At 61.8% G+C, this 23,619-nt stretch carries 18 protein-coding genes; 13 read left to right on the forward strand and 5 right to left on the reverse strand.

What is annotated here, in order from left to right; all coding sequences use genetic code 11:
• The 6 genes from Q363_RS06690 to phoU all read left to right on the forward strand — a co-directional run bounded on the left by Q363_RS06690 (position 1) and on the right by phoU (position 6,024).
• A complete protein-coding gene (locus Q363_RS06690; RefSeq protein ID WP_035348870.1) occupies positions 1 to 1,371 on the forward strand; it encodes a sensor histidine kinase in 1,371 nt (456 codons plus the stop codon).
• 111 nt (positions 1,372 to 1,482) lie between these two features.
• Positions 1,483 to 2,490, forward strand: coding sequence for a phosphate ABC transporter substrate-binding protein PstS (gene pstS / locus Q363_RS06695; RefSeq protein ID WP_035348872.1), 1,008 nt, complete (start codon positions 1,483 to 1,485; stop codon positions 2,488 to 2,490).
• Between the two features lie 135 nt (positions 2,491 to 2,625).
• Positions 2,626 to 3,690 (forward strand): phosphate ABC transporter permease subunit PstC, encoded by a 1,065-nt coding sequence (pstC, locus tag Q363_RS06700; protein WP_035348873.1) that lies wholly within the window; start codon positions 2,626 to 2,628, stop codon positions 3,688 to 3,690.
• Positions 3,691 to 3,692: 2 nt separating this feature from the next.
• Positions 3,693 to 4,601 (forward strand): phosphate ABC transporter permease PstA, encoded by a 909-nt coding sequence (gene pstA / locus Q363_RS06705; RefSeq protein WP_035348875.1) that lies wholly within the window; start codon positions 3,693 to 3,695, stop codon positions 4,599 to 4,601.
• Positions 4,601 to 5,359: a phosphate ABC transporter ATP-binding protein PstB gene (pstB, locus tag Q363_RS06710; protein ID WP_035348877.1), complete on the forward strand. Its 759-nt coding sequence runs from the start codon at positions 4,601 to 4,603 to the stop codon at positions 5,357 to 5,359. Before pstA ends, pstB begins: the two co-directional genes overlap by 1 nt.
• On the forward strand, positions 5,359 to 6,024 hold the full coding sequence (phoU, locus tag Q363_RS06715) for a phosphate signaling complex protein PhoU (RefSeq protein ID WP_035348878.1): 666 nt from the start codon (positions 5,359 to 5,361) through the stop codon (positions 6,022 to 6,024). Before pstB ends, phoU begins: the two co-directional genes overlap by 1 nt.
• Here the strand turns inward: phoU and Q363_RS06720 are convergent.
• Positions 5,969 to 9,667: a UvrD-helicase domain-containing protein gene (locus Q363_RS06720; protein ID WP_084080097.1), complete on the reverse strand. Its 3,699-nt coding sequence runs from the start codon at positions 9,665 to 9,667 to the stop codon at positions 5,969 to 5,971. The two genes, phoU and Q363_RS06720, sit on opposite strands and share 56 nt — an antisense overlap.
• Positions 9,633 to 12,368, reverse strand: coding sequence for a PD-(D/E)XK nuclease family protein (locus Q363_RS06725; protein WP_035348881.1), 2,736 nt, complete (start codon positions 12,366 to 12,368; stop codon positions 9,633 to 9,635). Before Q363_RS06725 ends, Q363_RS06720 begins: the two co-directional genes overlap by 35 nt.
• A gap of 100 nt (positions 12,369 to 12,468) precedes the next feature.
• Here Q363_RS06725 and Q363_RS06730 point away from each other — a divergent pair, with 100 nt between their 5' ends.
• The 3 genes from Q363_RS06730 to Q363_RS06740 all read left to right on the forward strand — a co-directional run bounded on the left by Q363_RS06730 (position 12,469) and on the right by Q363_RS06740 (position 15,895).
• Positions 12,469 to 13,377 carry an SCO family protein gene (locus tag Q363_RS06730; protein ID WP_035348883.1) on the forward strand — a complete coding sequence of 303 codons (909 nt, stop codon included), beginning with the start codon at positions 12,469 to 12,471 and terminating at the stop codon, positions 13,375 to 13,377.
• A gap of 112 nt (positions 13,378 to 13,489) precedes the next feature.
• The gene (locus tag Q363_RS06735) at positions 13,490 to 13,864 is read left to right on the forward strand and encodes a hypothetical protein (protein WP_035348885.1); all 375 of its coding nucleotides are present in this window, start codon (positions 13,490 to 13,492) and stop codon (positions 13,862 to 13,864) included.
• 159 nt (positions 13,865 to 14,023) lie between these two features.
• Positions 14,024 to 15,895: an ABC transporter ATP-binding protein gene (locus Q363_RS06740; protein ID WP_425387632.1), complete on the forward strand. Its 1,872-nt coding sequence runs from the start codon at positions 14,024 to 14,026 to the stop codon at positions 15,893 to 15,895.
• Here Q363_RS06740 and Q363_RS06745 read toward each other — a convergent pair.
• Positions 15,892 to 17,988: a S9 family peptidase gene (locus tag Q363_RS06745; protein WP_035348888.1), complete on the reverse strand. Its 2,097-nt coding sequence runs from the start codon at positions 17,986 to 17,988 to the stop codon at positions 15,892 to 15,894. The genes Q363_RS06740 and Q363_RS06745 overlap by 4 nt on opposite strands.
• A gap of 197 nt (positions 17,989 to 18,185) precedes the next feature.
• Here Q363_RS06745 and Q363_RS35795 point away from each other — a divergent pair, with 197 nt between their 5' ends.
• The 3 genes from Q363_RS35795 (at position 18,186) to Q363_RS06760 (ending at position 20,417) form a co-directional block, all read left to right on the forward strand.
• Positions 18,186 to 18,767: a DUF4142 domain-containing protein gene (locus Q363_RS35795; protein WP_211256128.1), complete on the forward strand. Its 582-nt coding sequence runs from the start codon at positions 18,186 to 18,188 to the stop codon at positions 18,765 to 18,767.
• A gap of 105 nt (positions 18,768 to 18,872) precedes the next feature.
• Entirely contained in the window at positions 18,873 to 19,658 is a 786-nt protein-coding gene (locus Q363_RS06755; protein WP_035348890.1) for a TPM domain-containing protein, read from the forward strand.
• Positions 19,659 to 19,832: 174 nt separating this feature from the next.
• Entirely contained in the window at positions 19,833 to 20,417 is a 585-nt protein-coding gene (locus tag Q363_RS06760) for a LemA family protein (RefSeq protein ID WP_035348891.1), read from the forward strand.
• A gap of 124 nt (positions 20,418 to 20,541) precedes the next feature.
• Here the strand turns inward: Q363_RS06760 and Q363_RS06765 are convergent, their stop codons facing one another.
• Positions 20,542 to 20,889 (reverse strand): STAS domain-containing protein, encoded by a 348-nt coding sequence (locus Q363_RS06765; protein ID WP_035348892.1) that lies wholly within the window; start codon positions 20,887 to 20,889, stop codon positions 20,542 to 20,544.
• A 15-nt stretch (positions 20,890 to 20,904) separates the two neighbouring features.
• The gene (locus Q363_RS06770; RefSeq protein WP_035348999.1) at positions 20,905 to 21,345 is read right to left on the reverse strand and encodes an ATP-binding protein; all 441 of its coding nucleotides are present in this window, start codon (positions 21,343 to 21,345) and stop codon (positions 20,905 to 20,907) included.
• Positions 21,346 to 21,564: 219 nt separating this feature from the next.
• Here Q363_RS06770 and Q363_RS06775 point away from each other — a divergent pair, with 219 nt between their 5' ends.
• Complete coding sequence (locus tag Q363_RS06775) at positions 21,565 to 23,619, forward strand: M13 family metallopeptidase (protein WP_035348893.1); 2,055 nt, start codon at positions 21,565 to 21,567, stop codon at positions 23,617 to 23,619.

Consider the following 23,619-nt stretch of genomic DNA (forward strand, 5'->3'; position numbering starts at 1 on the left):
GTGACGCGCGGCCTGTTCTTCTCGTTCTTTGTCCGGATGACGATCGCCCTGGCCTTCGTTGCCCTGATGAAGGTGTGGTTTACGCCGCTGGGATGGATCGTGGGCACGCTGCTGGTGCTGGCGTGGGCGGCGGTGAACGCATTTCTGCTGTCGCGTTCTGTGCGCCGCAGTATTGCGCTGCTACAAACCTCGACGGCGGCGATCGCCGAGCGGCCGGTGGGCGCACTGCACTCTCAGTTCAGTGATTTCGATGGTCTGGCGCAGGCGATCACGCTGGCCTCAGGCCACGTGGAGCGGGTGCTGAACGATGCCGCAGAGAGCAGACGCGAGCTTGAGGCGATGATCGACAGCATGCAGGACGCTGTGGTGGCGGTCGACCAGGCGGGGCGCATTCAGTGGACCAATCAGAGGATGCAAAGGCTGATTCCGGGAACCTCTTTCTCGAGCGCGGTGCGCGTGGGCCATGCGCTGGTGCAGACGATTCGCGATCCGGAGGTGCTGGATTGCGTGAAGGTGGCGCTCGAACAGCGCGCGGTGAGCGAGCGGAGGTCGACGTCGCTGTTGCCGGGGCGGATCTTTGAGGTGGCCGCTTCGCCGATGCCGGGAGGCGGCGCGGTCGCAGTGCTGCATGACATTACCCGGATCGAGCAGGTGGAGCGCACCCAGCGCGAGTTTGTTGCCAACGTGAGTCACGAGCTGCGTACGCCGCTGACCTCGATTACCGGCTATGTGGAGACGCTGCTGGACCATGAGGCGTCCCTGAGCCCCCAGGCGCGCGAGTTTCTGACGACGATCCACAAGAATGCAACGCGGATGAACCGGCTGACCGAGGACCTGCTGGTGATGGCGCGGGTGGAGTCCTCGGAACAAGAGCTGCATCCGGCGCCGGTGCGGGCGGACTCTCTTGTACGCGATGCTGTTCAGGCGATGAGCGGCATGGTGCAGGACGAGGAGGCCGTACTGGAGATCGGGGAGACGACCTGCTGCGAGGTCTTTGCCGACCAGGATGCGATCGTCCAGGTGTTGAGCAACCTGATCGAGAACGGCATCAAGTACGGGAAGACGAAGGGCGAGGGCCGCAGCCGGGTGGTGGTGAGCGCCCGAGAGGTCTCGGAGCCGGTTGAGGCGGTCGAGTTCAGTGTGCGGGACTTTGGTCAGGGGATTGCTTCCGAGCACCTGACCCGGATCTTCGAGCGCTTCTACCGGGTGGACAAGGCGCGGTCGAGGGAGTCCGGGGGGACGGGGCTGGGGCTGGCGATCGCCCGTCACGTGGTCCAGACGCAAGGTGGGAGCATTCGGGCGGAGAGCGAGCTGAACGCCGGAAGCACGTTTCTTTTCACTCTGCCGAAGGCGGAGACCGCCGTTATCTAGCAGTGTTTCTTATCGTTTTCATTCCGATGTAACGTTACCGTAACAATTGCGCCTCAGACTAAGAAGAGGCGGGTCAGGTGTGTCTGGTGGCCTGAAATCTGAGGGGGAAGAGTGAAACGGAACGTTATTGCAGCGGGCGTATTGGCGCTGGCCACGCTTGGAGCGAGTGCGCAGAATATCAACGGAGCGGGAGCGACCTTTCCGTACCCGATCTACTCCAAGTGGTTCACCGAGTACAGCCAGCAGCATCCGAATGTAAAGATCAACTACCAGTCCATCGGCTCCGGCGGCGGAATTCGCCAGGTCTCGGAGGGTACGGTAGACTTCGGTGCGACCGACGGTCCGATGAGCGACGAGCAGATTGCCCAGGCCAAGATCAAGACGCAGCACATTCCCACCGTGCTGGGCGCGGTCGTTCCGGTATACAATCTGCCCGGGGTCAACAAGGACCTGAACTTCTCCGGTGACGTGATTGCCGACATCTATCTCGGCAAGATTTCGAAGTGGAACGACGGCCGCATCGCCAAGGACAATCCTGGCGTGAGCCTTCCGGACAAGCCGATCCTCCCGGTGTATCGTTCCGACGGCAGCGGCACGACGTACATCTTCACCGATTACCTGTCGAAGGTGAGCCCGGACTGGGTGTCGAAGGTTGGAAAGGGCACCTCAGTGAAGTGGTCAACGGGCATTGGCCAGAAGGGCAACGAGGGCGTTGCCGGGATGGTTCGTCAGTCTCCGTACTCGTTCGGGTACGTCGAGTTGATCTACGCGCTGCAGAACAAGATGCCGTTCGGCTCGGTGAAGAATGCTTCGGGCAAGTTCGTAAAGGCCACGACTGACGGTGTAACCGCTGCCGCCGCCGCCGCCGCGAAGACGATGCCTGCAGACTATCGGGTTTCCATTACGAATGCTCCTGGGCCGAATTCGTATCCGATCTCGAGCTTCACCTGGCTGCTGATTCCGCTGCACTCGACCGATGCGGCGAAGTCCGATGCTCTCAAGGGCTTCATGAACTGGATGCTGGATCATGGAGAGAGCGAGGCTTCTTCGCTGAGCTACGCTCCGTTGCCGAAGCAGGTGCAGGACATGGTTCGCAAGACGATTACGCAGATCAAATAGCGGAACCGCCGCATGTGCGCTCGGAGATGCATCCGGCGCACATGCGGCTTATCTGTTTTCACCGGCGTTGAGAGATCGGCGCCGCCGACAATCAGTTCGAAGTTTCTCCACACCCTGATTTTTGATCCCAGGCGCATGAGTATCAGAGAAGAAAACGGTGCATCACCGTCCATCCCGCCGCCGCTGGTAGCGGTGCCAGCACCTGCGTCCCAGCCGGGAGCAGCCGCTACGGTGCCCGCAGTGATCTCGCCGATACGTGCATTTCTGAACTCGCGGGGAAGCGGGCGTGTGGCCGATTCAAGCTTCGCCGCGGTAATGTTGTTGTGCGCATGCAGCATCTTCGTCATCGTGCTGTTTATCTTCACGATCCTGGTTCTGCGTTCGCACCTGAGTCTGGCGGCGTTCGGATGGAAGTTCTTCACAACGCAGGCGTGGGACCCAGTCTCCGGAGACTTCGGCGCGTTGCCATTCATTTACGGAACGCTGGTTACCTCGCTGCTTGCGCTTGCCATCGCGGTGCCGCTAGCTCTCGGTGTCGCGATCTTTCTGACAGAGCTTTGTCCGATGCCGCTGCGGGCGCCGATCTCGTTTCTCACGGAGTTGCTGGCCGCGATTCCCAGTGTGGTCTATGGTCTCTGGGCAGTCTTCGTCCTGGTCCCGCTGATGCGCGATATGATTGGACCCTTTCTGGTGAAGACGCTGGGCTGGTCGGGGTTCTTTGAGGGCCCGAACTTTGGCGTGGGCATCCTGACGGCTAGCCTCATCCTTGCCATCATGGTTCTTCCGATCATCTCGTCGTTGACTCGCGACATCATGACGGCGGTTCCGAACAGCCAGCGCGAAGCGGTGCTTGCGCTGGGCGCGACCAGGTGGGAGATGATCCGCATCGGAGTGCTCCGCAACTCGCGGATCGGCATCGTCGGCGCGATCATGCTCGGCCTTGGGCGCGCGCTGGGAGAGACGATGGCGGTCACAATGGTGATTGGAAACCATCCGGAGATCAGCAAGAGCCTATTTGCTCCCGGCTACACGCTGGCCAGCGTGATCGCCAATGAGTTTTCCGAGGCGACGAGTTCTCTCTACGTGAGCGCACTGATTGAGATTGGCCTGGCGCTCTTTCTTGTGACGATTGTGGTCAATGCCATTGCACGGCTGATGGTGTGGGCGGTGACGCGTGGCGCACCGGGAAGGGTGGCCTGACGATGAGCACGCAGCCGGTCAATCCGCTTCGCGAACCGATCGACTTTCAGTCGCGTTCCATGCGCATGAACAGCGTCTGGCGCAGCGTGATGAACTACGTCGTAGGTTCGCTTTCCATTGCCGCAACCCTCATCGTTCTTTTGCCGCTCGCAGCAATTTTGTTCTACTTGGTGTATAAGGGCGCGAGTTCGCTGAACCTGGCCTTCTTTACCGATGTGCCTGTACCGGTCGGCCAAGAGGGTGGAGGCATGGCGAACGCGATCGTCGGCTCGGGCATCATTCTCGCCCTGGCAAGCGTGATGGGAATTCCCATCGGCATCGCCGCAGGCGTATATCTTGCCGAGTTCGGCCAGGGGACGTTTCTTGCCAACGCGATACGGTTTACGGCCGATGTGCTGAATGGCGTCCCGTCGATCGTGATGGGCATCGCCGTCTTCGCGCTGCTGGTGCAGGGAAGGCACTTCTCGGCGTTTGCCGGCGGTGTGGCGCTGGCGATCATGATGATTCCAACTGTGACGCGGACGACGGAGGAGATGCTGGCGACGGTGCCCCATGCGATCCGCGAGGCGGCGCTTGGCCTGGGCGTGCCGAAGTGGCGGACGGTGATCTCGGTCGGCCTCCGTACAGCCTCGCCTGGTATTATCACCGGTTGTATGCTGGCCTTTGCCCGCGTGGCCGGCGAGACGGCGCCTCTGCTCTTTACGGCGTTCGGCAATCAGTTCTGGAGCGTCAAGCTCAATGAACCTATCGCCGCCCTTCCACTTCAGATCTACGTCTATGCCCTTGGTCCTTACGACGAGTGGCACAGGCTGGCGTGGGCGGGCGCGCTGGTTCTCATCGTTTTGATTATGGTCTCGGTAACACTGGTCCGCATCTATGCCAACCGCGGCGTACTCAAGGGAGGAAGTTAGTGGGAGTCGGCATTCTAGTTGAGGACCTGAACGCGTGGTACGGAACGAACCACACCCTGCAGGACATTAACCTGCATATTCCCGCCAACCACGCCACTGCTCTCATCGGTCCTTCGGGCTGCGGCAAGTCGACCTTCGTTCGCTGCCTGAACCGCATGCACGAGACCAATCCGATCGCGCGCGCCACGGGCGTGGTGAAGATGGGTGAGATCGACATCTACCGCGAGGCTTCGCCGGTGGAGATCCGCCGGCGCGTGGGCATGGTCTTTCAGCGCCCGAACCCGTTTCCGACGATGTCGATCTACGATAATGTGATCAGCGGTCTGAAGCTGAACGGCTTCCGTAATCGCCGGATTCTGGACGAGACCGTGGAGCGGTCGTTGAAGCAGGCGGCGTTGTGGGAGGAGGTCAAGGATGAGCTGAAGAAGAAATCCGGCGCCTCGCTCTCCGGCGGCCAGCAGCAGCGTATGTGCATCGCGCGCGCGCTTGCCGTGGACCCGGAGGTGTTGCTCATGGACGAGCCGGCGTCAGCTCTTGACCCGGTTTCGACGTCTAAGATCGAAGACCTGATCTTCCAACTCAAGAGCCAGTACACGATCGTTATCGTGACGCACAATATGCAGCAGGCGGCGCGCGTGGCTGAGAATACGGGCTTCTTCCTTAACGGCAAGCTGGTTGAGTTCGACTCGACGCACAAGATCTTCACCAACCCCCGCGACAAGCGCACGGAAGATTACATTACGGGGAGGTTTGGTTGATGCGGGTCAAATTTCACCAGAGCCTCGATCAGCTGAAAGAGCTGCTCCTCGTGATGGCGGGCATGGCCGAGCAGGCGATTCAGCGCTCCATCGAAGCGTACCGCACGCGTGACCTGAGCATCTGCGAATTGGTGTTTCGGTCAGAGCCTGCAATCAATCGCCTGGAGCGCGAGATCGACCAGATGGCGCTGGACCTGCTGGCGATGGAGCAGCCCATGGCGATCGACCTGCGCTTTATCCTAGCGGTCATCCGCATCAACGCCGATCTGGAGCGCGTGGGAGACCAGGCAGTGAACATCGCGGTCCGTGTTCGGGAGATGGGAGCTTTTGCGAACATCGACCTTCCCGTAGATATCCCGAAGCTGGCTTCACTCGCCTCGGCGATGGTTCGCAAGGCTTTGCAGGCCTTCATCGAAGGTGACGCGGAGATGGCGGACACGGTCTTCCGGATGGACGACCAGGTGAATGAGATGAACGATGCGGCGTACCAAGCGTTGAGTACGCTCATCAAGGAGAGACCGGAGTTGACGCCGCAGTCGCTGAATGCGCTCATCATTGCGAGGAACCTGGAGCGTGTGGGCGATCATGCCACCAACATTGCCGAAGATGTCATCTTCTGGGTTCGCGGAGCCGATGTTCGGCACCATGTGACGCCTGTGCAGTAGCGGCGCTCACTCTGGTTTGCAGGGTCCACCAGATCAGTTTGGGGAGCATTGGGTAGTAGAGTCCCAGGCGAATACTGCCAACGCCGCCACTATTGTGCATCATCTGCGCATAGGCCTCCATCTGCGGCGCATATTTTTCACGCTCGCTGGAGAGAAATGCTTCGAGGCCCTGGCCTGTGTGCTGGGCTGTCTTGAAGTCGACGATCCACAGATGATCGTTGCCTGGAGTAAACGGTTCGGGGCCGGCAAGGAAGGTGCGATCCAGCCGCACACTGGAGCTCACCTCATCCCATGAGGTGAGTGCACGCTCGCTGGCGGCGTCCTTGTGTGCGCTGAGGACCCAGACGCCGGCAGAATCCTTGAGTGCTGTTTGGAGCGCAATCCTGACGCGAGTGCTGAGGCGCTCGACCGCCTGTGGGGAGAGCCCGCTGCTGCGAAGGATGGCGGCGATGCGCGGTCCCCAGGAGGCGATCTCCGCTGCGAGCGCTGACGGTTCCGTGCCGGCGGCGAGTCGCGCGGCGAGTGATTCGAACAGGGCATGCACTGCGTTGCCAAAGGCCCGGGCCTCAAAGGACCCCTCGGGACGATCAAATCGCGCGAGAGGTGTGGTAGCTGGCGTGTCGTGGATGATCCGCACAGCAGGCTGGAAATGGCCCTGCGCGCGGAAATCTTGGGGGAGCCGGCGCAGCCTGGCCGTCGATGGTTCGTCGTCCTCTGCCGCAAGCCCGGGAAGCACGAGGCTTGCGGGAGCCGAGGGGCGCAACGGTATGACAGGTGCGATAAGAGGCTTGGCGGAGACCTGCGTGTCGACGAAGTGTCTTTCGGCAGCCGGCCACGCAGCCTGCAGTAGGCTACCGGCGGCGGGGCTGATGCTGCCGTCCATCTTTTCGGCAGGTGCGGCGAACAGATGCAGCTCTTCGCGCGCGCGGGTGGATGCGACATAGAAGAGGCGGCGGCACTCGGCGTCCTCACGCGCTCTCTGGATTCGATGGAGCCAGTCGTTAAGCGCCTCGGAGTCGCGTCCTTTGCCGGCGATAGGCGCAAACAGTACCTGCGCGGAATCTTTGTCGGTTGAGGGCATCTCATTCCATGTGAGCAGCCGTCCGCGGCTGGTGCGGCTCTTTCTGGCAAGTCCGGGCACGAGCACGACATCCCATTCGAGGCCCTTGGCGCCGTGAATGGTGATCAGGTCGACGGCTTCCGAAGAGGCGGCCGATTCGGCGTAGAGCTCGCCGAGCCGATGCTCGAGCTGCGCCAGATCGATCGCTCCGGCCTTCTGTTCGATGGCGTCGAGCAACTCGAAGTATCGTCGCGCGTTCGTCTTCTCCTCGGGGGTGAGATAAACGTCGCCGCCGATGGACCGCCAGGTTCGTTCGACCCACTCGGCGACCAGGACGCGGGAGCGCTGCGCAGCCGCGGCACGCAGAACGGACCAGAGCCTCTCGAGTCTCGCGCAGCTTTGCTGATTCAGCTCATGGCCTCGTTCGGCGAGGAGCTCCTCGAGGGTGTAATCGGCAAGATCGGGGTCGTCGGCCCCTGTGAGTGCGTGCAGCTCTGCGAGCTCCAGGCCGCACCACGGCGCGCGCAGGATGGCCAGCCATGCCACTCGATCGGCAGGATGAAGCAGAGTGCGAGTGAGCGCGAACAGATCGAGAACCTCCTGCCGTTCACTGAGCGACTCGATGTTGACGGCGCGGAAGGGAATTGCGCCGGAGCCCTCGTCGCGCTTGAGTTCGGCCACAATATCGGCGAGATGATTTCGACTGCGCACGAGGACGGCGATCTTCCAGGGAACATCAGGATTGGCGGGGTTTGGTCGCGCGCGCCAGTCCTCGATGATTCTGCGAACGTGGAGCGCCTCGATTCTCGTCTGCCGTCGCTGAGTAGAGTGTTTCTCCTCCTGCGAGAGGCCGGACGGAAGAATCTGCGTATGCCAGACAACGCTGCGCGCGCCGTTGACCGAGGAGTCGCGTACCGGCTCGGCCGCAACGTAGGGCGCTTCTTCGGGGTGATCGTCGTCGACCTCGCGCGGAAAGAGCATCGAGAAGTCCTGATTGAAGGCGTTCACGAGATCGCGCTGCGAGCGGAAGTTTGCCGTGAGGCGGAGACAGCCGAGTTCAAGCTCGCCGAGGTGCTGCTGCTGCATGGTGCGGATGAAGCGTTCCACGCGCGCCTGCCGGAAGAGGTAGATCGACTGCTTGGGATCGCCGACGAGAAAGACGGTCTGGCTGCGGCCGTCCCATCCCTGGGTAAGCAACTCGATCAGCTCGTACTGGCTGGTCGATGTGTCCTGCATTTCATCGACGAGCAGATGCTGAAGGCTTGTCCCCAAGGCAGTCTCGAGCGCTGCGCCATCGCGGCGAAGTGCGGTGCGAGCCAGCAGGCCGGGTTCGGTGAAGTCGCACTCGCCGCGTTCGGCGAAGACGACCTGAAGCTCGGCGAGCGCGCGGTATAGAACGCGAAAGAGAGCCTTTGCGACTCGCCACTGTTCGGGAGGATAGATCGCTGGTGGCAGTGCATTGACTCGCTTGAAGGCGGTGAGAAGATCTTCGCGGCCCCTCAACTGATCGATGATCTCCTTCAGGCGCGCCTTCTGCTGCTTGTCGATGACGAAGCCGAGGTGGTTGCCGTTGAAGCCGGATCGCCATTCAATCTTCCTGGTGACGAGTAAGTGGATGAGGGCGCGCCAACGCTCGAGGTGACTGGCTGTTTCGCCGGGAGCTTCGTAGATTCCGGCGCAGACGGCGATCTGAGATGCCTGTCCTCCATGGCCTTCGTTCTGTCCGAGTTCACCGGCGAGAGCTGAGAGCTCATGCAGTACATGGTCGGGCATGCTGCGTGAGAACGTCGTCAGCTCGGCGCAGATTGCGTCCGCGAGTGCGCGCTCGATGTGCGGGAGCACGGTTCCGTCGAGATAGGCATCTTCGAGCATCTCGCGGCCGAGCGGAACGAGCCGTCCCCATTGATCGCGAAGCGCGAGCATCTCGCCGATCAGATCGCGGAGCTGGGTTAGGTTCCCGTCGCGGTGCAGCAGAAGGAGTCGCAGCGCCTTGCTGAGTTCCGCGTCCGAACCTCCGAGCTGCATCAGGGTTCGCTCCGAGGCCAGCCGGTAGAGCGAGGTGGCATCCTCAACGGGCGATAGACCACTTCCACCCGAGAGCACGGGAAGGCCGCGAGCGATCTCTGCGCAGATGGAGTCGATGGTGCGGACGTTGAGCCTGCGCGGATGATCGAGCAGGCCCCATCCCAGAGCGCGATCGCGTTCGAGCACGTCCTGGGCCAGTGCGCGAGTCTGGCGCGCGAAGTCATCTCTCGAATCATCCGGGCCAGCGGCGCGCTCGAGCTGATTGAGGACGCGCTCGCGAATCTCGCCGGTCGCCTTGAGGGTGAAGGTGATCGCCAGCACCTGCTCCGGTTGCTCGACGCCAGGCAGGGCGAGCAGCTTGAGGTAGCGCTGGATCAGCAACCCGGTCTTGCCGGAGCCGGCGGGGGCTTCGACGATCCACGACTGCGTGACGTCGAGCGCCTGCTCGCGCTCGGCCAAGTCGGGCGGCTGCGTGCTGCGCGCCGGCTCTGCGGGTTCTGTCGCGGGAGGGAAGACGAACAGCTCACCCATTTCCGGTACCGATGGCCTCTTCTTCATCAAAGTCCTCGTCAAAGGCTACCGGGTCGAGCCGGCATAAGATTCGTTGCGCGCAGTAAGAGCAGGTGTTGGGGTACTTCTTCGGGTCGACCCGGGCGTCGCCATGATGAAATGCTTCGGCGAGGCTGGTTAGCACGCTTCGCCACTCTTCTATCTGCTCATCGAGAGAGATCGTTTGCGGCTTCGCCTTGTTGCGTTCGGATGTCACCTTGCGGGTGAAACCGTCGAGAGCCATCTCCTTGCCAAGCCGTATGCGCGCAAACGCTACCTCGGCAAGCTGCGTCTCCGGTTGCGCGTCGGCTGCGAGCACTGCATAGAGAGGAAGCTGGGGCTCGTCAGGCCTGCTTGTTCGCCAGTCGGAGGGCTTTGCCATACTTGTCTTGTAGTCGATGATGGTCTCGCCGCTCTCGCCAGCGTCCACACGGTCGACGCGGATCTTCAGCCGCAAGGGGCCGATTCGCACATCATCAAAGCTCTTTTCACTGAGCTTTACGGAGAACGGATCGCGTTCCAGTTCGAGATCGAGCCAGGGGTCGAGAAGGTTCCAAAGCCTTGCACGCTGCACGTCCACGTAGGCCTTGTCCCAGCCTTTTGCTGTCGCTGAAGCATGCCGCAGGCCGTGATCGATGGCTCGGTTGAGTGCAGTCTGGCGCTGCTCTCGCGTCATCTCTTTGAGAGAGGCCTGAGTCCTGACTTCATTCCAGAAGTGTTCGAGCGTCTGGTGGATGATGGTGCCGCGCTCGCGTGCGTCCATCCCCAGCTCGAGCTCTTGCAGCTCTGCGGACCACAGCCTTCGTTCGGCAAAAGCACGAAAGCCACAGGCGGCCTGGAGATGCAGGATCTCAGCTCCGCCGCGGACGATGCGATCCGGAAGAGGAGGAATGGGAGTGACATCGGTGAACTCTTCGAGTGACACAACGGCGGGCTCCATCAAGGCAGGAGCGATCTCCGCGATGTCGACTGTCGAGAGATGGAGTACGTCCAGCACCGGCGAGGGGCGCTGCTTTCCGTCAGGCGACTCTGCGGCGTAGCTGAAGATGGCCGTTGGCGCGCTCTCGACGATACGCTGCATGATGCGTCGCGCGCGCGCATCATCCGCGGCTGCGTCCGTTGCCGGCATTCCCAGTTCGCGCTGCAGCGGCCAGGGCAGCAGAGGATTGGTTGAGACGCTCGCGGGCCACTTGAGGTCGGAGGCTCCGGCAAACCATACTGCGTCAAAGCTGCTGCCTGCGGCCTCAAGGGGACCCATGATCTGCACGGCGGCGTAGCGCGATTCGGGGGCGAACATCGTCAGGCGAGTGATTCGCTCGAGCGCGGCTCTGGCCTGTGCGAAATCGACGCGCGCGCCATCGAAGTCGAGCGTCGCCAGCTCGTCGAGAGCGCTCTCCCACTTGCGTCGGGTCTGGAACTCGATGCTGTCCTCCTGCGTGCCGCGTCCCCATCGTGCTGCCTGCAGGAACTCGCGCATGGCGTCGGCCCAGGTTCCGTACGAGCGCCTCTCGCCGGTTGCAGACAGACCTTCAGCGAAGTGGACCGTTGTTCGCAGAGTGCTGATCAGAGAGGTCAGCTGTTGCCTTCGACGCGAGCTTGCGACCATATCGGCAAGCCAACCAAGCGAGGCCTCCGGGCGAAGGATCTTCGCCTTGCGAAGCTCGAAAGCGTCGAAGGCAGCGCGGGCATTGAGTTCCTGCTCGGCCATGGCAAACAGAGACGAGACGAGCAGAGCGCTGATGCGTTCGATCGGCAGCGGTGCTGTCGCCCAGCGCAACAGGTCAAGCGCGACGCGAACCATCGGGGTCTCGGCCAGGGTTACGCCAAGCGAAAACTCGTAGGGAGCGGCGTTGTTCGGTGCCGCAATGTCTTCCAGTTCCGGAGCCAACACCTCGCGGAAGATGCGGTTAATCGAGGATCGCCGATCTTCGAGGGACGGAACAATCAGGGCGATTCGCGCCTCCGGATGGTTCTGGAGCAGCCTTCGCGCCCATCGCGCGGCTGCGGCGATCTCCTGGCGTTCGTCTTCGGCGCACGTCAGCGAGCGGGCCTTTGGCGCGGCGGCTGCGATGGATAGCTCCTCGACAGGCGTGCCTGAGGAGGTAACGGCCTCGATCAGTCTCCGCTGAGCCGGCGTCATCTCGTCGAAGCCAGCCAGTGCGATGGCTCCCGCAAGGCGCAGCCGGCCCTGTTCGATGGCTGTGCGGAGGGTGATTTCCAGCGAGGCTTGCGGCAGCAGCCTCTCGGCCCGGCAGCGGCGCTCAAACTCTGCTGTCCAGCGCTGGAACGTTCTTGTCTCCGGGTTCGCCCAGGTTCCCCGCAGCCGTTGCAGTCCGTTGTACCGGGCGAGTAAGCGCCATGCGTCTGCTGCCAGCTCGGCGAGCGAGTCCGGGGAGCGCAATGTGCTCTGCATCTCCGGGTCGGTACTGATGATGCCACGCCAGATTGCATGTTCCTGAGTGCGATTCAGCAGCAGGTCGGATGCCTGTCCTTCGAGGAGGAGACTTCGCCACAGATCTGCTGTCCAAGCGTCCCAGGCCAGCGCTGCCGCAGGCTGCCAGCTCGCCAGGCCCAGCCTGTGCTTGCTGCGGTCGAAGGCTACACGAAGCGTGCGTGCCGCCCGCTGGTTTGCTGTAACGACGGTGTAACCGCGGTCGAGCGCGTCGGCGATCGGACGAGGCAGCTCTACCGGCAGGTCGGTCCCATTCATACACTTCGGTTATACGCCTGGCGGCGCCGGAAAAGCGCCTGCGACTCTGGTTGAGTAACTGCACGGAGGCGCACGTATCATAGTGCAGGAGTCTGTTTCCGTGCCCCAGAAGCTTTCCGCCGTTGCCCTCGCCTTCGTTGTCGCCGTTCTGGCGCTTCAGACCTCAGGATGCCGCCCGAGTCCTTCCCCGAAGATCGCCGCGGAGTACCTGGAGAAGACGTTTCCGGTGCGGGGCAAGGTTCTCAGCACGGATGCCACCCACGTCATGCTCGACCACGAGGCAGTGCCCGGCTTTATGGAAGCGATGACGATGGCCTACAAGCTGAAGGACCCCAGCATCGTGAGCGAACTGCATCCCGGCGACCGCATCACCGCTCGCATCGTCGTGCAGCAGGACGCGTCCGGATTCCGCGATGCCGAATTGGACAACATCGTCGTCATCGCGCAGGCGCGGCCCGATTACAAGCCGCCGGTTCAATACCACACCCCGCAGGTTGGCGATGCCGTTCCCGACTTCCGGATGCTGAACCAGAGTGGCCGGACGATCAGCCTCTCGCAGTTCAAGGGCAAGGTGCTGGTGGCCACCTTCATCTATACGCGCTGCCCGTTGGCCGATTATTGCCCGAGAATGAGCCGCAACTTCGCGGAGATCGACAAGACACTCGGCGAGGATCCCGCGCTCTATGGCCAGACGCATCTGCTGAGCATCAGCTTCGATCCGGCCTACGACACCCCAGCCGTGTTGCGTAGCTACGGTGGAGCCTACACGGGCAATTACACGAAGGAGACATTCAAGCACTGGGACTTCGCCGCTCCTCCGGAGAAGGAACTTGCGCAGGTGACCCAGTTCTTCGGCGTTGGTGTGACGCCGGGCGAGAACAAGACCCTGAACCATTCTCTGTCGACGGCGGTTATAGGCAAGGACGGCAGGATCGCCGCGTGGTACCCGACCAATGACTGGAAGCCGGAGGAGGTTGTTGCCGCGGTGAAGAAGGCCGCAGCGTCTTAATGCCTGGGATTCCGCGGCCGAGATTTTTGAATCCACAGATAGCCACGCCAATCAGGTATCCTGAGCCTTCATCCATCAAGGAACATCCAACCGTCACGGAGCGAAAATTCTCATGGCAAAGCTGACCATCGTCTTCGGAGTCCTACTGATCCTGCTCGCCGTCATTGGCTTTGTCTCGACCGGCAGCGAACATCCTACGGCACTCATTCCGGCCGCACTGGGCCTTATTTTTATCCTCTTCGGCGTCATGGCAAACACGACCGACTCCAAGAAGCGCATGCTCTGGATGCACATCTCGGTTACAGTCGCGCTGCTCGCCTTTCTCGGGACCATTCCGGCGGCCATCGACAGCATTCGTCTCTCGCGCGGCGTCGAGTTTCCGCATCCGGCGGCTATTCTCGAGAAGGCTGCGATGTCGCTGCTGTGCCTCATCTATGTGCTCTTCTGCGTGCGTTCCTTCATCAACGCGCGTATAAAGGCCAGTTAGCACTCGACCGCGACGCCGGCCTTCGCATTGCTGCCTGCTATGGACGAGACTTGCCACATCTGCGACGACACCCAGGCCACGCGCGCCTCTAAACCGCGACAGGCGTACACTGCCTCTAAGATGTCCTCGATTGGCCCCTCCAGCTTCGGAGCCCCAGGAATGAAGTCTGCCGACCGTCCCTCCCGCGGCACGGCACGGGCCACGTCGGCCGATCTCAGCGCCTCGCGGCCGAAGCCGAAGCTGAAGAAGGTACTGCCGGAGATCTGGAAGCTGATGAAGCCGCGGCGCTGGCTGCTCGGCGGAAGCTTCCTGCTGATGGTCATCAATCGCGCGAGCGGACTCATCCTGCCGGCGTCGACGCGCTACCTGATCGACAACGTGATGGGCAAACATCAGCTTCACCTGTTGCCCATCATCGTCGGGGTGGTCATTGCTGCCACCATCCTGCAGGGCATTACCTCGTTCACGCTCACGCAACTGCTCTCGAAGGAAGGCCAGCGCCTGATCGCCGAGCTGCGCATGAGGGTGCAGGAGCACATCGGGCGGCTGCCGGTCGCTTTCTACGACGAGAATCGTACCGGGACGCTCGTGGCCCGCATCATGACGGATGTTGAGGGTGTACGCAACCTGATCGGAACCGGAGTCATCGACTTCTTCGGCGGTGTACTGACGGCGCTCTTCGCCTTCGGCTACCTCATTCACCTCAGCGTGGAGATGACGCTGGTCACGTTCGTCATTCTGGTCATCTTCGGACTCCTGCTGCAGCGCGCCTTCAAGACCATCCGCCCTATCTTCCGCGAGCGGGCAAAGATCAACGCTGAGGTGACGGGCAGGCTCACCGAATCGCTTGGTGGCGTTCGTGTCGTGAAGGGCTACCATGCGGAGGAGAGCGAGGCGAAGGTCTTTGCCTCCGGCGCCAACCGCCTGCTGAAGAACGTCATCTCATCGCTGACCGCGCAGTCGCTGATGTCGCTGGCTTCCACGGCAGTGCTGGGCCTCGTCGGTGCGCTGATCATGTACCTGGGCGCGCACCAGGTGATCGCCGGCCGCCTGACGACGGGCGGCTACGTTACCTACGTGATGTTCCTCGCGTTCATGATCGCCCCCGTCGTGCAGCTTGTCTCGATCGGCACGCAGATGACCGAGGCCGTCGCGGGACTCGACCGCACCACGGAGATCCTCTCCGAGTATGCCGAGGACGCCGATCCCCGGCGCACCCAGGAGCTCGGCACCATTCAAGGAGACATAGCCTTCCGCGACGTTACCTTCGCCTACGATCCGGACAAGCCTGTCCTGCATGGCATAAGCTTCGAATCACACCCGGGAACGGTCACGGCGCTGGTCGGATCTTCGGGTTCGGGGAAGTCGACCATCATCTCGCTGATCTGCGCCTTCCACACCGCCATCCGCGGCCAGGTGCTCGTCGATGGGATCGATCTGGCGACGGTACGGCTCTCGAGCTATCGCAGCCAGCTCGGCGTCGTGCTGCAGGAGACCTTTCTCTTCGACGGCACCATCCGCGAGAACATCCTCTTCTCGCACCCCGCAGCGACCGAGGAGCAGTTCCTCGAGGCTTGCCGCATTGCGCGAGTCGACGAGTTCGCCGAGCGATTCGCCGAGGGGTATGAGACGATCGTCGGCGAGCGCGGAGTCAAGCTATCCGGCGGCCAGCGCCAGCGGCTCTCGATCGCGCGAGCCATTCTCGCCGACCCGCGCATCCTCATCCTCGACGAAGCAACCAGTTCGCTCGACTCCGAGTCCGAGGCTATGATCCAGGGCGGACTGAATCACCTGATGCAGGGTCGAACGACCTTCGTGATCGCCCACCGGCTGTCGACGATTCGCCGCGCCGACCAGATCCTCGTTGTCGAAGCAGGCAACATCGTCGAGCGCGGGACCCACGAGACACTCTACGCTTTGGGCGGCCGCTACTACGACCTGTATATGCGGCAACATGGCCTCGAGACCAACCTCTTCCTCGCACCCGGAGAGGGCGACAAGGTGGAAGAGGCGGAGACCTCCAAGGTCTAGCTCGCTACGCCCAACTCCCGCAGCAGAAACGCGTAGTCGAACGCGATTTCCTTTAGGTAGTCGTACCGGCCTGAGGCGCCGCCGTGGCCTGCGTCCATGTTGATGTGCAGCAGCAGGGTAGTGTCGTTGGTCTTCAGCGTGCGGAGCTTTGCCACGTACTTGGCCGGCTCCCAGTACATCACCTGCGAGTCGTTCAGGCTGGTCTTCACCAGCATCGCCGGGTAGGCGCCCGTCTTCAGGTTGTCGTACGGGGAGTACGACCGCATGTAGGCGAAGGCCTCCGGCTCGTTCGGGTTTCCCCACTCCTCGTACTCAGCGACGGTGAGGGGCAGCGTGGCGTCGAGCATGGTGTTCATCACGTCGACGAACGGCACGTGCGACAGCACCACGCGGAAGAGGTTCGGGTGCTCATTGACGACGGCGCCCATCAGGAGGCCGCCCGCGCTTCCGCCCTCAACGGCGACGCGATCCCTGGCGCCATAGCTCTGCGAGACTAGATACTCGACGACGGCGATGAAGTCGGTGAAGGTGTTCCGCTTCACCATCATCTTTCCGGCGTCGTGCCAGGCGTCGCCCAGGTCGCCGCCTCCGCGGATGTGCGCGTAGGCGAGCACCGCGCCGCGGTCCAGCAGCGAGAGCCGTGCCGGGCTGAAACCCACCGGCAGCGGATACCCGTAGGAGCCGTACCCGTAGACATACAGAGGATTCGTGCCATCGCGTTGGAAGCTATCGCGCCGATAAACCACCGACACCGGCACATTCACTCCATCCGAAGCCGTAACCCAGAGGCGTTCTGACCCATACCGCGACGAGTCGAATCCACCGGGAACTTCCTGCTGCTTCAGCAGGTTGGAGGTTCCGGTCTTCACGTCGTAGTCGTAGATCGACGCAGGGGCGACCAGCGACTGATAGCTGTAGCGGAACTTGTCGCTCACGAACTCGCGATTGACGTTGCCCATGGCTGTGTAGGTGGGCTCCGGGAAGCTGATCTTCTTCGGTTCGCCGAGCTTTCCGTCCGGGCCAAACTCCGCGACCTCTAGGGCCGTGAGTCCAAGTTCTCGCCTGGAACTTACACAAAATGAGTTGAATATATCGAAATCTTCAAGTGGAACATCTTTATTTTCGGGGATGAACTCCTGCCATTCCTCCCGGCCACCTCCATCGACCGGCACCGTGACGACGCGGAAGTTCTTCCCGGTATCGTTTACGCGGATGTAGAAGAGGCCGTCGCGGTGATCGACGTAGTACTCTTGCTCGTCGTGGCGCGGTGCGATCACCAGGAAAACTCCGCCGGGCGTGTCGGAGAGAAGGTAGCTGCACTCATTGGTGGTGTGGCTTCCGGCCTCCATCAACAGGTACTTCCCGTCGCGCGTTTTGCCGACGGCGAGGTTGAAGCGCGCGTCGTGCTCCTGGCAAATCAGCGCGTCGTCCTTGGTTGAATCGCCCAGCCGGTGCCGGAAGAGCTTGTCGTGCCGCTTCGTAATCTCGTCCTCGGTGGTGTAGAAGAGCGTGTGCGAGTCGGCTGCCCAGACCAGCGAGCCGACGCGCTCGGCGGTGTCCGGCAGCTCGGCGCCGGTGGTGAGATCCCGGACGTGCAGGGTGTATTGCCGAAAGCCAGTGTTGTCGGTCGAGTAGGCGAGCTTCTCTCCGTCAGGGCTGACGCTCATGCCGCCGACGGCCATGAAGGCCTGTCCCTCGGCGAGTTGGTTCACGTCGAGGATCACGTGCTCGGGCTGCAAGGTGTCGTAGGCGTCGTCGACGGCCTTCCTGCGGCAGTGGATCGGGTACTGGCTGCCCTCGACAGTACGGGTGTAGTAGTACCAGCCCCGCTCTCGGAAAGGAACGGACTCGTCGGTCTCCTTGATGTGCGAGAGCATCTCGGCGTAGAGCTTGGCCTGCAACTCCTCCGTGGGCTTCATGACGGAGGCGGTGTAGGCGTTCTCGGCCTCGAGATATGCGATGACTTCGGCGGACCCCTTGTCGCGCATCCAGCGATAGTCGTCCGGGAGGGTCTGGCCGTGCATCGTGGTGGGAGTCGGCTCGCGGCGGGCGGTTGGTGGCGTAATGGCAGCAGGAACAACAGTCTCAGGCATCGAAGGGCTCCATTCTCCCAGAATACAGCGTTCCGGCGAAGGCTTATAGGCAACCCCCTGAGGAGTTCCGTGTACCCTGAATAGTGAAGCAAAGGCGGCTCTCGAAGGGCTACACTGGCCGCCGAGAGGGGCCCAGAATGATTCAAATGTTTACGCGAGACCGCATCACTTTCTTGATTCTGTGCTTAGCGTCGGCGATGTCTTCCGCAACTCTTGTTGCCCAAGTCGATCCCAATCAGCAGCTGAACCCGACGCGTCCGGAATCCGATTCCACCAGCATCCCGGGAGAGTCGCACCAGGCAATGCTGGATAAAATCTTTCTGCAAAAGGCAGCAGAGGGTGGGACCGCCGAGGTTCAGCTGGGCAAGTTGGCCGTTGAGAGGGCATCGGACGCCGACGTCAAGGCCTTTGGCCAGAAGATGGTGGACGACCACACTCGGCTGAACAACCAGATGGCTCCGATGGCTGAATCCAAGGGAGTCGCTCTGCCGAGAAAGATGAGCAAGGCCGATCAGGCGGAGTATGACAAGCTCAGCTCGCTCTCCGGCGAGGCGTTCGACAAGGAGTACATCGCCTACATGGCGAAGGACCATCATGCGGACCTCCGCGAGTTTCGTACGGCGGCCATGAACACCGCCGATCCCGAATTGAAGGCCGCCGTGGACAAGGCGGCGCAGGTGATTCACGAGCATATGGTCATGGCCGACAAGCTCGCTCACGAGAAGGGAATCGCGATGCCAGGCCGAGGCGGCAGGCCTGCCCGCACGACGACGAACTGATCCAGAATCAACTCTGTGGAGGCAGGGAACGGTGTCTCTCAGGGGCGCCCTCGTTCTATCTCGTATTACGATTCCTTTACTCCGTTCAGCGTAGAATGACGGACAATGAAACGCATTACGCGATGGCTTGGGATCGTTCTTCTTCTGCTCGCCCCCGGGCCACTGCTGGTGGGCGAGTCAGTAAAGTCGCTGCCAAAGCCCACTGGCTACATCAGCGACTTTGCGGGCGTGCTGTCACCGTCAACCAAGCAGGACATGGAGGTGCTCTGCACCCAGGTCGACCGCCAGGCCCACGCTCAGATCGCCGTCGTCACCATCAAGACGCTGGACGACGATCAGACCATTGAGGAGTTTGCCACAGAACTCGAGGACAAGTGGGGTGTCGGAAACAAGGACGATCGCGGCGTCCTGATGGTTCTGGTCATGACGCCGCGCAAGGGACGCATCGAGGTCGGCTATGGGCTGGAGGGTATCCTCAATGACGCCAAGGTCGGCGACATCGGCCGATCGATGGTACCAGCGGCCAGCCGGGGCGACTACGACACGGCAGTTCCGCTCGGCGTGCGGCAGATCGCCGGCATCATCGCCCAGGACGCCGGCGTCACCCTTGCGCTTCCCACACACCAGTACCACCGGGAGCCGGTGCGCGACGAGCCGGTACAGATCTCGCTGATGCAGATCGTCATCGGCGGCGGAGTCGTTCTCCTGCTGCTCTTCTTCCTCGTCCGCACCGGCAACATCGGGCTAATCTTCTTCCTGCTCGGCAACTTGATGGGTGGTGGAGGCGGAGGAGGTTACCGCGGTGAACGCGGCCGCGACCGGAGAGACGGCGGAGGCGGCTTCGGAGGATTTGGCGGAGGTCGCTCCGGAGGAGGAGGCGCCGATTTTTAGAGACTGCGGTAAGGGAAGCCGGGCCCGAACACATCGAATTACCTGGCAGACAAAATACTTACGGGCAGACAGGATGAAGCGGCGGGTCCCGTCCGGCAGAAGGGAAGTGGTAGAGTACAGCCGGATACCTTCCATGACACAGGCGAAACTCCAAGACGAAGGGAAATCGAACGAATGAAACCTTTATGGATTGTGCTGGGCGTCGTTGGCCTCATCATCCTTCTGCTGCTCTTTGCCGGAGGCAGCTACGTGAGCACAAAGAACACTCTGATCCAGAAGAACGAAGCCATCAACCAGGCCTACTCGCAGGTGAACGTCGTGCAGCAGCGAAGGCTTGATCTGATTCCAAATCTTGTTGCCTCGGTGAAAGGCTATGTCGCTGAGGAATCGACGATTCTGACCAACATCGCCAACGCACGCGCAGGCGTGCTCGCAGCCGGTTCGGACCGCAACGCCAGCATCGACGCCAATCGTAAGCTGGACGTCGCCTTGGGGCCGTTCTTCCGCCTGCAGGAGCAGTACCCCGACCTGAAGGGCAACCAGCAGTTCATGCGCCTGGAAGACGAGCTGGCTGGAACGGAAAATCGCATTGCCGTCGAGCGCCAGCGGTACAACAGGACGCTTCAGGATTACAATACTTATGTTCAGCAGTTCCCCAACAGTATCTGGGCCGGTATGGCTGGATTCCACCCCCGCGAGGAATACTTCAGAGGGAACCCTGAAAACAGCGTCGCGCCCAAGGTCGACTTCTCGAAGTAAGGTAGAAGCCGAATTGAACCTTGGCACGAAGAAAGGCCGTCGCCCATCAGCGACGGCCCTTCTTTTGGGGACCCGAGGTACATAGCTCCGGCCACTCAACCTGCTCTGGCGGGCCGGTCGAGCTTTACTTGGTGAACGAAGAGATTGCGGTGGCCTCGTCTTCGCGCACGTCGAAGACGGTGTAGAGCTTGGTGATCTGCAGCAGGTCGTGAACCTTCTTGGTCAGGTTCAGCAGCTTCAATTCGCCGCCGGCGTTCTTCACCGTGGTGAAGGCGCTGACCAGTTCGCCGATCCCCGAGCTGTCGATGTAGTTGATATCACCGAGGTTCAGCAGAATCTTCTTCTGCCCCTTGGACAGCAGATCACGAACCGCATCGCGAATCGTTACACTGCCTTCGCCGAGCGTGATCCGGCCGCTCAGGTCCAGAATGGTGACGCCGTCCACTTGGCGAGTCTGTACTTTCATGCTCATGTTTTCATCTTCTCCTTAGGTCCCCGACTGCGCGGGTGTGCGGTGCTTGATGAGGGTCAGTTCGGTGCCAGGGTGTAGCTGGCGAAAGTGTACCTCATCCATGAAGGCGCGAATCAGAAAGATGCCTCGACCTGAGCCTCGAAGGATGTTTTCCGGAGCCAGCGGGTCCGGCAGAGTGCTCGGATCGAGGCCCGGTCCCTGGTCGGTGATGCGAATCACGAGGTCATCCGAGGTCGTCTCAAACGAAGCCGTAATATGCTTGTTCGGATCATATGCATTTCCGTGTAGAACGGCGTTCACGGCTGCCTCCCGCACCGCCATGGCGACGTGGGTAATCGTCTCTTCGTCGAAACCGGCCCGCTGGGCGTACTGCTCGGCAGTCTGCTCAATCTTGTTGACGCTGTCGAGGGTCGAGTCGAGGGTGAAGCTGACGCGGCTTGTCGTTGAGTCGGCCAAGGATGTCCTTGCAATCTTTGAATGCCCGTCGTCAACGGCAGACAACAGCGATGATGGCAGTGTGCTTGCGCTTGTGCCGATTGTCAAGATTGGCTCCTTCAACTCTTTCGCCATCTCGTGCCTGCTCCCGCCCGCTGAAAGGATGAAATGCTGGTCACAACATACTCTCTATCGGCCAATTCTGTGCGCTAACATGCCAAGACGAGGAAAAATCTGCAAATGAGAAACTCCCTGACCCATCTCTCTGCCTGCCTTCTGCTTGCCACGGCTGCTGCCGCACAGCAGGGCTCCGCCCCGGTCGCACGGCCGCTCTCCGCCATGCCCTATTCGCCGTCGCTCGACCCCTCCTCGCTGGACCGCTCGGTCGATCCCTGCCAGGACTTCTACCGCTTCTCCTGCGGCGGCTGGATGAAGAACAACCCCATCCCGGCCGACCAGCCCCGCTGGGACGTCTACTCGAAGCTGGCCAACGACAACCAGCAGTTTCTCTGGGGAATCCTCGAAGCCGACGCCAGGGCCACCAACCGCACACCCACCCAGCAGAAGGTCGGCGACTACTTCGCCGCCTGCATGGATACGGCGGCCATCGATAAGCTCGGGGCCGCGCCGCTCAAGCCCACACTGACGGCCATCGATGCGCTGCCGGACCGCAAGGCCCTCATCGCCTACCTCGGCACCCTGAACCGCAACACGCGCGGCTCGTTCTTCTTCAACTCCGGCGCCTCGCAGGACCCCGGCGACTCGAACTCCGTCATCGCCGAGATCTCCGCCGGCGGTCTGGGCCTGCCCGACCGCGACTACTACCTGAAGACGGACGCCAAGAGCGAAGAGACTCGCAAAGCCTACGTCGCTTACGTGGAGAAGATCCTCACCCTGGCCGGCGAGCCCGCCGGTCAAGCGCAAAAAGATGCAACTACGATCATGCGCATTGAGACCGATCTGGCAAAGGCCTCGCTCACCCGTGTCGAGCGCCGCGATCCCTACAAGCAGTACCACAAGATGACCGTCGCCCAGCTCTCTGCAGAGGACCCCGTCATCAACTGGCCTGACTATCTCCGCGTCCAGGGCGCCTCTGGCGTCAACACGCTCAACGTCGCCCAGCCGGCCTTCCAGAAGGCCGTCGACCACGCCCTCACGACGGAGCCGCTCGAGGACCTGAAAGCCTATCTTCGCTTCCACGCCGTGACGGCGGCAGCCACCTCGCTCTCGGCTCAGTTTGAGAACGTGTACTTCGACTTCTACAGCGGCTATCTGCGCGGTGTGCAGCAGATGCCTCCGCGCTGGAAGCGCTGCGTCCGCCAGGTGGACCGTGCGCTCGGCGAGGCGCTCGGCCAGGAGTTTGTCGCCCGAACCTTCTCGCCCGAGACCAAGCAGAAGACCGTGCTGATGACTGACCAGATCGAGCAGGCCATGAAGTCCGAGATCGAGCACCTCGACTGGATGAGCCCAGCGACCAAGCAGGAGGCGCTGCGCAAGCTCCACGGCGTCCGCAACAAGATCGGCTACCCGGACAAGTGGCGGGATTACTCGAAGCTGGAGATCAAGGCCGACGACTACTACGGCAATACCGTTCGTGCCGCGGACTTCGAGACAGACCGCGACTGGGCCAAGGTGGGCAAGCCGGTCGACCGTGAGGAGTGGGATATGACGCCACCCACCGTCAATGCCTACTACAACCCGCAGATGAACGATGTGAACTTCCCGGCCGGCGTGCTGCAGCCGCCGCTCTACGACCCGAAGATGGATGACGCGCCGAACTACGGCAACACGGGCTCAACCATCGGGCATGAGTTGACGCACGGCTTCGACGACGAGGGGCGCCAGTTCGACGCGCAGGGCAACCTGAAAGACTGGTGGACCAAGGAGGATGCCAAGGGCTTTGAGGACCGCATCAACTGTCTCCGCGACCAGTTCGCGACCTACGTCGTGGTCGACGACATCCACATCAACTCCAAGCTCACCAGCGGCGAGGACGTCGCGGACCTCGGCGGAACCCTGATCGCCTACATCGCATGGAAGAAGGCGACGGGCGGTATGGACCCCAGGCCCGCCGAAGGCTTCACCCCCGACCAGCGTTTCTTCATCGGCTTCGCCCAGTGGGCCTGCGAGAACACCCGCGAGGCCAACAGCCGCTTGCAGGCCGCCACCGACCCGCACTCGCCCGGCTTCGCCCGGATCAACGGTATCGTCACCAACCTGCCGGAGTTTGCTACCGCCTTCGGGTGCAAAACCGGCCAGCCGATGGTGAAGGCAAAGGTGTGCAAGGTCTGGTAA

The sequence above is a fragment of the Edaphobacter aggregans DSM 19364 genome (genome assembly GCF_000745965.1).
GTDB classification, from domain to species: Bacteria; Acidobacteriota; Terriglobia; order Terriglobales; family Acidobacteriaceae; genus Edaphobacter; species Edaphobacter aggregans.